The organism is Paragemmobacter straminiformis, from assembly GCF_014243445.1.
In the GTDB taxonomy this organism is placed as follows: domain Bacteria; phylum Pseudomonadota; class Alphaproteobacteria; order Rhodobacterales; family Rhodobacteraceae; genus Paragemmobacter; species Paragemmobacter straminiformis.
On record NZ_JACLQD010000001.1, the window covers coordinates 124052 to 136457 of the forward strand.

Below are 12406 nucleotides of genomic sequence, written 5' to 3' on the forward strand. Positions count from 1 at the left end.
CGAGGTCGCTCACTCGTCCGAGGCGGTATTGGGGCGCAGTTCGGAGACGAACTTGTCGAAATCATCCGCCGCCTGGAAGTTCTTGTAAACGCTGGCGAAGCGCACGTAGCCCACGGTGTCGATGCGGGCCAGCGACTCCATCACGATTTCGCCGATCACCTTCGAGGGGATGTCGGTTTCGCCCAAGGATTCCAGACGCCGCACGATGCCGGAAATCATCTGGTCGATGCGCTCGGGGTCGATGGGGCGTTTCTGCATCGCGATGCGGATCGAGCGTTCGAGTTTGGAACGGTCGAAATCCTCGCGCTTGCCCGATGATTTGATGACGACGAGGTCGCGCAGTTGCACGCGCTCGTAGGTGGTGAAGCGCCCGCCGCATGCGGGGCAGAAGCGGCGGCGACGGATCGAGACGTGATCCTCGGCCGGACGCGAGTCTTTCACCTGGGTGTCGATATTGCCGCAGAACGGGCAGCGCATTGGCCACCTCCCCTTGCTTGTTGGTTGTTTGCCTGCCTCGGTAACACACGATCGTCGGGGTATGCCCCGATCTGGCCCAAACTATAGGGGGAAGGCAGAGGTTTCGGCTAGGGGGAAGGTTAATGCCGCAGGATATGGGGTGCGCGGGTGTGGCGAAGCGGACTCAGGTCAGTAGTGATAACGGCATTGGACGATGATCAGCGTTTCGCCCTCGACGCGGTAGACGAGGCGGTGTTCGCGGTCGATCCGGCGAGACCAATGGCCTGCGAAGTCACCCCTGAGCGGCTCGGGCTTGCCTGTGCCGTCAAACGGGTGGCGTCGGCATTCTTCGATCAAACGATTGAGCTTTCGCAGGGTTGCGCGATCTGTGTCGATCCAATGTTGGTAATGATCCCAGGCTACGCCGTGGAATTCGACCCTCATTCGGTTTCATACCGCAGGAGTTCTTCCATCGTCTTGACCACGACTTTGCCTTCGCGGCCTTCGCGGATCGCCCTGTCGAGTGCTGCCTTGTTGGCGGGCGAGGCGGTGAGATAGGTCGTCTCGTCCATGCTGGACCAGTCTTCCAGACTGACCATGACGACGGGCCGCCCACCCGCACGGGTGACGATGACGGGTTCATGGTCATCGTTCACGCGGTCCATGACAGCGGAGAGATTGGCGCGGAGTTCGGTGGAGGTGAGGGTTTTCATGAGTGGGAATGTACGTGAGGGTGTACATTATTGCAAGCCTTAGGTGAAGCTTGCAACGGCAAGCTCAGATCGGCACGATCGGATTACGCTCAAAGCGAAACAGACAAACGTGAGTAGCAAGAGTTTTGTAAACGCTGAGGGTATGCAATGGTTGATACAGGGGCGCACTTGCTGCGCACCTTGGGGGGCGGAATGGTGCGCAGCGCGTGCGCACCCTACGGAAAAGCGCCCCGCGGGGCGCTTTTCGCTTATTGGTCGAGGAAGCTGCGCAGTTTGCGGCTTCTGCTCGGATGCTTCAGCTTGCGTAGCGCCTTGGCCTCGATCTGGCGGATGCGTTCGCGGGTCACGCTGAATTGCTGGCCCACCTCTTCCAGCGTGTGGTCGGTGTTCATGCCGATGCCGAAGCGCATGCGCAGCACGCGTTCCTCGCGCGGGGTAAGGCTGGCCAGAACGCGGGTGGTGGTTTCCTTGAGATTCTCCTGAATGGCCGAATCCAGCGGCAGGATCGCGTTCTTGTCCTCGATGAAGTCGCCGAGCTGGCTGTCCTCTTCGTCGCCGATGGGCGTTTCCAAGGAAATCGGTTCCTTGGCGATCTTCATCACCTTGCGGACCTTTTCGAGCGGCATTTGCAGCTTTTCTGCCAGTTCCTCGGGCGTGGGTTCGCGGCCGATCTCGTGCAGCATCTGGCGGCCCGTGCGCACGAGCTTGTTGATCGTTTCGATCATATGGACCGGAATACGGATCGTGCGGGCCTGATCGGCGATGGAGCGGGTGATGGCCTGACGGATCCACCATGTCGCATAGGTCGAGAATTTGTAGCCGCGGCGGTATTCGAATTTGTCCACGGCCTTCATCAGGCCGATGTTGCCCTCTTGGATGAGGTCAAGGAATTGCAGGCCGCGGTTGGTGTATTTCTTGGCGATGGAGATGACGAGGCGCAGGTTGGCTTCGACCATTTCCTTCTTGGCTTGCCGCGCTTCTTTCTCGCCCTTTTGCACCTGATTGACGATGCGGCGGAATTCGGAAATGTCGACGCCGATGTATTGGCCGACCTGCGCCATTTCGGCACGCAGTTCCTCGACCTTGTCGCGCGATTTCTCGAACAGGGTCTGCCAGCCGCGACCGCCCTTGGCGGCCATGCGGTCGGCCCAGTTGGGGTCAAGCTCGTAGCCCTGATATTCGTCGATGAATTCGCGGCGGTTGATGCGGGCGGCATCGGCCAGTTTGACCATGTTCGAGTTGATCGCCATGATCTTGCGGTTGATGCCGTAAAGCTGGTCGATCAGGGCTTCGATCCGGTTGTTGTGCAGGTGAAGTTCGTTCACCAGCACCACGATCTCCGAGCGCAGCTTCTGGTAGGCCGCTTCGTCCACCGCCGAGAAGTTCGACTTTTCCGACAGCGTGGCCGACATGCGCAGGTCTTGCATCTCGGCAAGCTTCACATAGTCGCGGGCGATGATTTCCAGCGTTTCCAGCACTTTGGGCTTCAACGCGGCTTCCATCGCGGCAAGCGACATGTTCGAGGCTTCGTCATCCTCGTCGTCGTCCTCGGCGCGCGACAGCGGGTTGCCGTCGGCGTCAAGCTCGGGTTCGTCGCTGGCTGCGCGGCGCGGGGCGGCGGGGTCGATCTCGACCCCCTCGATTTCCGGCCCGTCCATTTCGTCATCGCCGTCGAGCGAGCGGCCGAAGGTGGCCTCGAGGTCGATCACGTCGCGCAGGAGGATGTCTTCGGACAGAAGTTCGTCGCGCCAGATGGTGATGGCCTGAAAGGTCAGCGGGCTTTCGCACAAGCCCAGAATCATGGTGTTGCGGCCGGCCTCGATGCGCTTGGCGATGGCGATCTCGCCCTCGCGGCTCAGCAACTCGACCGAGCCCATCTCGCGCAGGTACATGCGCACGGGGTCGTCGGTGCGGTCGAGCGTTTCGGTGGTGGCCCCCACGACGGCGACTTCGCGCGAGGTGGTCTCGGTGGTGACAAGCTCGCCCACCACTTCGCCCTCTTCGGCCTCGTCATCCTCGATGATGTTGATGCCCATTTCCGACAGCATCGACATCACGTCCTCGATCTGTTCGGACGACACCTGTTCGGGCGGCAGCACGGTGTTGAGCTGTTCGTAGGTGATGTAGCCCCGCTCGCGCGCGTCGGCGATCATCTTCTTGACGGCGGTCTGGCTCATATCGAGCGAGACGTCGGCTTCCTGCTCTTCGGGCTTCGCGTCATCGGTGTCTTTGAGGGCCATGAGTGCTCCTGAAGATGCGGTCGAGGGGGGCGCGGCTGGGGTCGCAAAGGCTATATGGGGCGGGCCGGAACGAATCAAAAGGGCCCAACGCGAATCAATAACGCGAATCAGGCGGGGGGGAAGGGGCGGCGGGGTGATTCTTTGCGCCTGTGCGGCGGAAAGGGCGGGTTTCAATCGCGGTGGCGCGGCTTTTCGAAGCGGATGCTGCCAAGGATGCGGCGCGATTCCTCGAGTTCGTCCTTGTCGAGCGCCACGCCATTGGCGGCGATGACCGATTCGCCCGACTTGTCCTGCGGGCCGCGCTGCGCCTCGGCGCGGGCCTCGGTCGCCTTGCGCAGGCGCCATGTCAGGCCTTCGTCCACCACGCCCTCGATATCCTGCGCGGCCTCCTCGATCTCGCGCAGGCGGCCGCGTTCGGCGGTCAGCAGGAACAGGTCTTGCGCCACGGCGAACTCGGCCTTGTCGAGATCGTCGCGGTCGTGGATGGCGGGGGCGTTGCGCACATGGGGGTGGGAAAAGATGGTCTCGACGGCTTCGGGGCGCTGGCTTTCGATCACCGCGCGGGGGTCGGGCGCGTCGACGTGGATCAGCAGCAGGTCGCGCAGATGGGCATGGCCGGGGCCGACGAACTCGCAGCGGTCGAGGGCGGATTCGAAACGGGCGATCAGGCGCGGATGCGTCATCAGCGTGGCAAGGATCACGGCCTCGCGCAGGGCCTCTTCCAGCATGTCGCTTTGCGCCAGAAGCGAGGCGCGGGTCGTGGGCATGGGCGAGACGGGCTGCGGCGGGGCGAACCGCCCCCCTGCCCCCGCGACGCGCGGCGTCCAGGGCTTGAAGGGCCGCGCGTCACGGCCAAAGAGGGTCAGGCGCAGGGCCTTGATATCCTCGCCGTAGTGGCCGCGGATCGAGGGATCGGCGATCTTGGACAGCGCCGCGCGCAGTTTCTTGTCGAGCGCCGCCTTGCGTTCGGGGCTGTCGAAAACCTTGCCTTCGGTTTCGCGCCGCCACAGCAGGTTGACCATCGGCTGCGCCTCGTCGAGGACCTTTTGCATGGCGGCGGGGCCCTGGGCCTTGATCAGGTCGTCTGGGTCCTGCCCCTGCGGCAGCACGGCAAAGCGCAGGCCCTTGCCCGCTTCCAGAAGCGGCAGGGCAAGGTCGATCACGCGCAGCGCGGCGCGGATGCCGGCGGTGTCGCCATCGAGCGCGATCACGGGCTCGTCGCTGATGCGCCACAGAAGGCGAAGCTGGTCCTCGGTCACCGCCGTGCCGAGCGGGGCCACGGTGGCGCGGAAGCCCGCCTCGGAAAGGGCGATGACGTCCATGTAGCCTTCGGCCACGATCAGCGGCAGGCCCTTGCCCGCAGCCTCGCGCGCGGGGGCCTGATTGTAGAGGTTGCGGCCCTTGTCGAACAGTTCGGTTTCCGGACCGTTGAGGTATTTGGCCCGTGCATTCGGGTCCATCGAGCGCCCGCCAAGGCTGATGGCGCGGCCGCGACCGTCGCGGATGGGAAAGATGATGCGGCCGCGGAAGCGGTCATAGGGTGCGCCGTTGTCCTCGGGCTTTGCGCAAACGCCGCTGTCGACGATCAGGTCGGGCGCGATGCCCTTTTGCGTCAGCGCGTGGAACAGGGCCTGACGCTGGTCGGGGGCATAGCCGATTTCCCAGCGGTCCTGCGCTGCGGGCGACATGCGGCGCTTTTCGAGATAGGCGCGGGCCTCGGCGGCGGCGGCGGTTTTGAGTTGCAGGCGGAACCACTTGACCGCCTCTTCCATCACCTCGGCCAACTGGCTGCGGCGGTCGGCTTTCTGCACCGCCTGCGGGTCGCGTGCGGGCATCTGCATTCCCGCCTCGCGTGCGAGGATTTCGACCGCCTCCATGAACGAGACGTTGTCGCTTTCCTTGACGAAGCCCACCGCGTCGCCCTTGGCGTGGCAGCCGAAGCAGTAATAGAACCCCTTGCGGTCATCGACATGGAACGAGGCCGACTTTTCCTGATGGAAGGGGCAAGGTGCCCACCAGTCGCCCTTGGCCATGTTCGACTTGCGCAGGTCCCACGTGACCTTGCGGCCCACCACTTGGCTAAGCGGCACGCGGGTGCGGAGTTCGTCGATGAATCCGGGCGGCAGGGACATGGGTTCTATATCGGCCCGCGCTCCGGCCTTGTCAAAGGGCGAAAGGGGGGCGCTGCCCCCCTCGGGACGCGTGCCGCGCCCCCACCCCCCGGAGTATTTCCGGCAAGGATGAAAGGCAGGGTTTCAGCCTTGCCCAAATACTCTGGGGTGAGCCGCTTGCGGCGAGGGGCGAAGCCCCTGCCCTGTCAGGACATCGCGTCCAGACGGGCGGCCTGGGTTTGCAGGGCCTCGGCCAGTTCGTGCCAGGCGGTGCGGGCCATCGAGCGGAAGACCATGACCTCGTAAGTGGCGGTATCGCTGCGGGTCAGGATCATCTGCATGTGGTTCAGCCCCGAGCGCGCGACCGCGCCCACGGCAAAGGCCGTGTCGCGCAGGTCGAGCGGGACAAGCCGCGCCAGCGTCTCGCGCGCGAGCGGGCCCGAGAGGGTCAGCACCGCCCAGCCGTCGCTCTGGTCGGTAACGGCTGCGGCCCCGTCCAGAGTGGCGGCCAATCCGGGGGCCATTTCGGGGGCGGCAGGCCCGACCAGAAAGGCCTGTTCGCGGCCGGTCCAGACCAGCCGCATCGCGCCGTTCACGCTTTGGCGGTTGGGATCGGGAAAGGTCAGGCCGAAGGGCCGCAGCGCGGCCGCCACGGCCTTTGCCCCGCCCGGAAAGGGCAGGATGGCGGTGATCTGCGTCATGGGCGCCTCGGCCAGCGTGGTGGCGGCCAGCGTCAGGGGCGCATGGCCCGCGAGGGCGGATTTGGCGATGAGTTCAGCCACGGAGTTTCACCCCCTCCTTGTCGTGGAACACGGGATCGCAGACCTCGCACAACAGGTCGATCCCGCGCAGATGGTCGACGAGCCGGATGCGTTCGCCGATGCGGGCGCGGCCGTTTTTCAGGAAGCCGAGTCCGAGCCATGATTTCAGCACGGGCGAATAGCCGACCGAGGTGACGTAGCCCTGATCCGTCTCGCGCTTCACCTGTTCGCCGGGGGTGAAAAGATGCGCCCCCGCCGAAAGGGCGGCATCGGTCACGGGTTTCAGGCCCACGAGCTGCTCGCGTTCGGCCCCGACCATGCCGGGACGGGCGGCGGCGGCCTTGCCGATGCAGTCCTTCTTGGCCGAGACCATCTTTTCGAGGCCGATGTCGAAGGCCGTGGTGCGGCCGTGGATTTCGGCATGGGTGATGAAGCCCTTTTCGATGCGCAGGACGTTCAGCGCCTCCATGCCGTAGGGGCCGCCGCCCATCGTTTCGGCGCGGGCGAGAAGGTCGCGGAACAGCGCCTCGCCATAGCGGGTGGGCACGGCGAGTTCGTAGCCCTGTTCGCCGCTGAACGAGATGCGGAAGAGGCGGGCGGCAACACCGCCCAGCGTGACGGGGGCGACGCCCATGAAGGGCAGGTCGGGCATGTCGCCAAGGGTGGCGAGCAGCTCGCGCGCCTTTGGTCCCGCGATGGCGAATTGCGCCCATGTCTCGGTGACCGAGATGAAGCGCACATCCCAATCGGCGCAAAAGGCCTGATGCACGAAATCGAGGTGGCGCATCACCAGCCCCGCGGCGGCGGTGGTGGTGGTCATCAGGTAGTGGTTTTCGCCCAGCCGTGCGGTGGTGCCATCGTCCAGCACATGCCCGTCCTCGCGCAGCATCAGCCCGTAGCGGACACGGCCCGTGGGCAGGGTGGAGAAGGTGTTGGTATAGACGAGGTCGAGGAAGCGCGCCGCGTCCTTGCCCTGTATGTCGATCTTGCCGAGCGTCGAGACATCGGCCACGCCCACCGAGGCGCGCACCATCATGACCTCGCGGTCGCAGGACTCGCGCCAGGTCGTCTCGCCGGGTTTGGGGAAGTAGCCGGGGCGATACCACAGCCCCGCCTCGATCATCGGCGCGCCACGGTCGCGGCTGGCCTGATCCGAGGTCATGTAACGCTGCGGGGCAAAGCCCGCGCCGCGGCCCCCTGCCCCCATCGCGGCGATGGAGACGGGCGTGTAGGGCGGGCGGAAGGTGGTGGTGCCGGTTTGCGGAATGCCGCGCCCCGTGGCATCGGCCAGCACGGCGAGCGCGCCCACGTTCGAGTTCTTGCCCTGATCGGGGGCCATGCCTTGGGTCGTGTAGCGTTTCATATGCTCGACCGAGGCGAAGTTTTCCTGCGCCGAGAGCTTCACGTCCTTGGTGGTCACGTCATTGGCGAAGTCGAGCCACTGGCGGCCCGACACGTCGGGTGTCTGCCAGAAGGGGGTGATGGCATAGGGCGCATCCTCGGCCTGCGGCAGGTCGATGTCGGGTGCGGTCTTGCCAAGGGCCGCGAGGGCGGCGCGGGCGGCCCCGGCGCCTTCGGCCAGACAGGCGGCGGTGCTGAAGGTGCCGTTGCAGGCCCCGGCCGGGGTCAGGCGCGGCACCGCCTTGGGGGCTGGGACGAAGGCTGCGATATCCTCGCGCCAGACGGGGCGGCCGTTGAGGTGGCAGGTCAGGTGAACGGTCGGGTTCCAGCCGCCCGACATGGCGAGGCAGTCGGTCTCGATCCGCGAGGTGCCGCCGGAATGCGACACGGTGATCGAGGTCAGCCCCTTGCGGCCCGTGGTCGAAAGGATGGTGGCGTCAAGGTAGACGGGGCATTCCTCGACCGCGCTCGCATCGGGGCGGGTGTCGAGGATGGCCGCGACCTTGACCCCTGCCGCCATGAGCTGGCGCGCGGTGGCGCGGGCGGAATCGTTGTTGGCGACCAGCGTCACGCGCTTGCCCGCCGCCACGCCGAAGCGGTTGAGATAGGCGCGCACGGCACCCGCCATCATGATGCCGGGGCGGTCGTTGTCGGGAAAGGCGAGCGGGCGTTCCAGCGCCCCGGCGGCCAGCACGGTCTGGCCCGCCACGATGCGCCAGAAGCATTCGCGCGGCAGATGCGGCGCGGGGCTGCGGTGCAGCGAGACACGCTCGAGCGCGCCGAAGGTGCCGTCGTCATAGGCCCCTGTCACGCTGGTGCGGGGCATGAGGCGCACGTTGGGCAGGGCGGAAAGCTCGGCCAGCACGCCCTCGACCCAGTCGGCCGCGGGCTTGCCGCCCACCTCGCCGCCATCGGCCAGCAGGCGGCCGCCCATGCGGAAATCCTCGTCGGCAAGGATCACATCGGCCCCCGCGCGCGCCGCCGTCAGCGCGGCGGCAAGGCCGGTCGGCCCCGCGCCGATGACCAGCAGGTCGCAAAAGGCCCAGGCCTTTTCGTAATGGCCTTCGTCATGCTTGCGCGACAGGCTTCCCAGCCCCGCGGCGCGGCGGATGACCGGTTCGTAGAGCTTTTCCCAGAAGGGGCGCGGCCACATGAAGGTCTTGTAATAGAACCCCGCCGAGAGGAAGGGCGAGACATAGTCGTTCACTCCCATCACATCGAAGGCGAGCGAGGGGAAACGGTTCTGGCTGCGCGCCCGCAGCCCGTCGAACAGTTCCTGCACCGTGGCGCGGGTGTTCGGGGTCTGCTGGTGCTGGCTTTCGAGGATTTCGACCATCGCGTTCGGCTCTTCCGAGCCTGCGGTCAGAACGCCGCGCGGGCGGTGGTACTTGAAGCTGCGCCCGACCAGCCTGATGCCGTTGGCCAGCAAGGCCGAGGCCAGCGTATCGCCCTTGAAGCCCGAATAGATGCGCCCGTCGAAGCTGAAGCGCACCGGTTTGCTGCGGTCGATCTGGCCCTTGCCCCCGAGTCTCATTTCGCACCGCCTTTCGCGGGGGCGGCGACGGCGTCGACCGCATGGATCTCGTGCGTGACGGTGTTGCGCGTCACGCGCAGCCACGAGGAACAGCCCATGTCGTGATACCACAGGTCATGCGTGATCCCCGCAGGGTTGTCGCGCAGGTGCAGATAGGCGTCCCATGCCTGCGGCCCGTCGCCTTCGGCGGGGCGGTTCAGGTAATCGTCGGACCCGTAATAGTAGAATTCGCGCCGGTCGCGCGGTCCGCAAAGGGGGCAGGTCAGGCGCATGGCATAGCCTTGTGGTTCGTCGTTACGGTTGGAGAGAGGGGCGCTGCCCCTCGCCCGCTGGCGGGCTCACCCCGGAGTATTTGGGCAAGGCTGAAGCGATGCGGCTTCATCCTTGGAAAAATACTCTCGCCGAAGGCATCCGGCAGTGTGGCAGGGCGCTGGCGGTTCATGGTCAATGCAGGTTGTGCTGCGATCCCGTGCCTTCCTCGTCGAGGATATGGCCGGTCTCGAAGCGGTTCAGCTTGAAGCGGGCGGCGACGGGGTGGGACTCACCGGTCGCCATGAGATGCGCCATGCACCAACCGCTCGCGGGCACGGCCTTGAAGCCGCCGTAGTTCCAGCCGCAATCGACGAAGAGGCCGTCGATATGCGTCTTGTCGATGATGGGCGAGCCGTCGGGCGACATGTCCATGATCCCGCCCCATGAGCGCAGCACCTTGGCCCGTCCGATCATCGGCATGAGGGTCATGCCCGCTTCCATCACATGTTCCACCATCGGCAGGTTGCCGCGGCTTGCGTAGGAGGCGTAGAAATCGAGGTCGCCACCAAAGACCAGACCGCCCTTGTCGGACTGGCTGATGTAGAAGTGGCCCATGCCGAAGCTGATGACATGGTCGATGACGGGCTTAAGCCCCTCGGTCACGAAGGCTTGCAGGATGTGGCTTTCGATGGGCAGGCGCATTCCGGCCATCGCGGCCACCTGTGACGAGCGGCCCGCGACGACCATGCCGACCTTTTTGGCCCGGATCGCGCCGCGCGTGGTCTGCACGCCGGTGACGCGCCCGTTCTCGATGTCGATCCCCGTCACCTCGCAATTCTGGATCAGGTCGACGCCGCGCCGGTCGGCGCCGCGCGCGTAGCCCCAGGCCACGGCATCATGCCGCGCCGTGCCGCCGCGCGGGTGCAGAAGGCCGCCGTAGATGGGAAAGCGGGTCTGTTCGAAATCGAGGTAGGGCAGATGTTCGCGCACGCCTTCGCGGTCGAGAAGGATGGCGTCGTCGCCCTGGTTGACCATCATGTTGCCGCGCCGCGCGAAGGCATCGCGCTGGCCGTCGGAATGGAACAGGTTGATCAGCCCGCGCTGCGAATGCATCACGTTGTAATTCAGTTCGGATTCGAGCCCTTCCCACAGCTTCATGGAATGGCTGTAGAATTCGCTGTTGCCTTGCAGGAAGTAGTTGGCGCGGACGATGGTGGTGTTGCGCCCGATGTTGCCCGAGCCGAGATAGCCCTTTTCCAGCACGGCGATGTTGGTCAGGCCGTGGTTCCTGGCAAGGTAATAGGCAGTGGACAGGCCGTGCCCGCCGCCGCCGATGATGATGGCGTCATATTCGGCCTTGGGGGCGGGGTCGCGCCATGCGGGTTTCCAGCCTTTGTTGCCGAAAAGCCCTTCCTTGATGACCTTGAAGCCTGAATAGCGCATCGCGTCCCGTCCCGTTCGTGGCCCGTTCGTGGCCCGATCTCAGCCCGCGCCCGACCCGACCGAGTCAAAGCGCGTCGGGGCGGAGGATGCAACCCCCGCCCCGTAAAGCCATTGCCGGATGCGACAGGATGGTGTCGCTTTAGCGATCTGCGACGTCAGAGCACGAGCTTGGCGTAGATCATGCGGAAGTTCTGCTCCATGCCCGCGCCGCTGCAATAGGACATGGTCACGCCCGAGGTGGTCGAGATCGTCCCGCCCGAGACGAAGGCCGCGCCTTTCACCCCCAGCGCCGAGGCGGAAAAGGCGATGTCCTTCACCGCGAGCAGCTGCGCGCCATAGACTTCGAGGCCCGAGGCAAAGCTCATCCCGCCCATCGTCAGGATCTGCGCGCCGCCGCCCGTGCCGCAGTTGTCATTCTTGCCGAGGACGATGCCGTTCGGCCCGTCGATGGATTTGACATCGGTGTTCGTGGTGGCGATCACCGCATCCTCGACCTTGGCCCCGTTCGAGAAGGTGATCGGGCAATTCGTCGTCACGACCGTCTTGGTCACCACGAAATCCGAGCCGATGGTCATTTTCTGGTTGCCCGTGCAGGTGACCGTATACATCCGCCCCTGCTGGAACGAATTCTTCTTGACCGACGAGGGGTTGACCGAGATCGGGGTGCGGTTGGTGATGTAGGACGGCACGTAGAGCGTGTTGCCCGCGTTCAGCCCGTCGATGATCGTGGTGATCCGGCTGAGGATGCGGATGTCGTAGCGGTTCGACGACAGCGCCGCTTCGAGGCCGGGGCTTGAGGAAAAGCCCGAGTTCGGCATCTGCACCAGTGTCTTGTCGGGCATCGAGACCTTGACGCCGGTTTCGAAGTAATTGCCCGAGCTGACTTTGACGACCGAGTTGGAATGGATGCAGAAGCCGTTCTTGAAGGTGTTGTTGGACTGGATGTCGACCATGCCCTGCGCGACGAAGCCTTCGCGCAGGCAATCGGGGTCATAGCCCAGCATGATCGAGCGGCGGGTGAGGTCGAGCTGTTTGGTCCCGCGGAAGCGCATCAGGAAGGTGCGGACCGGATTGGAATTGGCCGCCGTGCGGCGCAGCGTGACCTGAACGGCCTCGGTCGATCCGGCGACGGGGGTGAAGGTGCGCGAGACAGAGTTCCACGTGCCGAACTGGATATCGGCCGCGCTGAGGACGGTGCCGAAGGTGGCCGAGGGCATGTTGCGGGTGGCGATGTTCACGGCGGTCGTCTTGGCATCGGCCTCGACCTGCGTCGAGCGGGCGATCATCGCGGCATGGGCGGCGCTGTCGGCCACGGCCTGCAACTGCACCTGAAGCGTCGAGGCGCGTTCGAGGTCGATCGCAAAGCCCGCAAGGCCGACGCAGATGGCCATGAAGAACACCGCCAAGGCCGTGCCGCTGCCATCCTCGCGGAGGAGGAAGCGGCGCAGAAGCGGGTGGCGGCGCGACAGGGAAAGGGCGGGACGGTCGGACATCA

10 protein-coding genes are annotated in these 12406 nt (G+C 65.4%); all 10 read right to left on the reverse strand.

Translation table 11 applies throughout. The features are described from left to right. Positions 1 to 9: 9 nt before the first annotated feature. Positions 10 to 477 carry a transcriptional regulator NrdR gene (nrdR, locus tag H7F16_RS00615; RefSeq protein WP_185795620.1) on the reverse strand — a complete coding sequence of 156 codons (468 nt, stop codon included), beginning with the start codon at positions 475 to 477 and terminating at the stop codon, positions 10 to 12. A gap of 168 nt (positions 478 to 645) precedes the next feature. After that, positions 646 to 900 carry a Txe/YoeB family addiction module toxin gene (locus H7F16_RS00620; RefSeq protein ID WP_185795621.1) on the reverse strand — a complete coding sequence of 85 codons (255 nt, stop codon included), beginning with the start codon at positions 898 to 900 and terminating at the stop codon, positions 646 to 648. Then, complete coding sequence (locus H7F16_RS00625) at positions 897 to 1169, reverse strand: type II toxin-antitoxin system Phd/YefM family antitoxin (protein WP_185795622.1); 273 nt, start codon at positions 1167 to 1169, stop codon at positions 897 to 899. Before H7F16_RS00625 ends, H7F16_RS00620 begins: the two co-directional genes overlap by 4 nt. A 248-nt stretch (positions 1170 to 1417) precedes the next feature. Continuing rightward, complete coding sequence (rpoD, locus tag H7F16_RS00630; RefSeq protein WP_185795623.1) at positions 1418 to 3409, reverse strand: RNA polymerase sigma factor RpoD; 1992 nt, start codon at positions 3407 to 3409, stop codon at positions 1418 to 1420. A 170-nt stretch (positions 3410 to 3579) separates the two neighbouring features. Further along, complete coding sequence (gene dnaG, locus H7F16_RS00635; RefSeq protein ID WP_185795624.1) at positions 3580 to 5541, reverse strand: DNA primase; 1962 nt, start codon at positions 5539 to 5541, stop codon at positions 3580 to 3582. A 185-nt stretch (positions 5542 to 5726) separates the two neighbouring features. Beyond that, positions 5727 to 6302: a sarcosine oxidase subunit gamma family protein gene (locus H7F16_RS00640; protein WP_185795625.1), complete on the reverse strand. Its 576-nt coding sequence runs from the start codon at positions 6300 to 6302 to the stop codon at positions 5727 to 5729. Continuing rightward, positions 6295 to 9216, reverse strand: coding sequence for a sarcosine oxidase subunit alpha family protein (locus H7F16_RS00645; protein WP_185795626.1), 2922 nt, complete (start codon positions 9214 to 9216; stop codon positions 6295 to 6297). Before H7F16_RS00645 ends, H7F16_RS00640 begins: the two co-directional genes overlap by 8 nt. After that, positions 9213 to 9488: a sarcosine oxidase subunit delta gene (locus tag H7F16_RS00650; RefSeq protein WP_185795627.1), complete on the reverse strand. Its 276-nt coding sequence runs from the start codon at positions 9486 to 9488 to the stop codon at positions 9213 to 9215. The genes H7F16_RS00645 and H7F16_RS00650 overlap by 4 nt, the downstream gene beginning before the upstream one ends. A gap of 172 nt (positions 9489 to 9660) precedes the next feature. Next, complete coding sequence (locus H7F16_RS00655) at positions 9661 to 10911, reverse strand: sarcosine oxidase subunit beta family protein (RefSeq protein WP_185795628.1); 1251 nt, start codon at positions 10909 to 10911, stop codon at positions 9661 to 9663. 155 nt (positions 10912 to 11066) lie between these two features. Beyond that, complete coding sequence (locus H7F16_RS00660) at positions 11067 to 12404, reverse strand: TadG family pilus assembly protein (protein ID WP_185795629.1); 1338 nt, start codon at positions 12402 to 12404, stop codon at positions 11067 to 11069. Between the last annotated feature and the right edge of the window lie 2 nt (positions 12405 to 12406).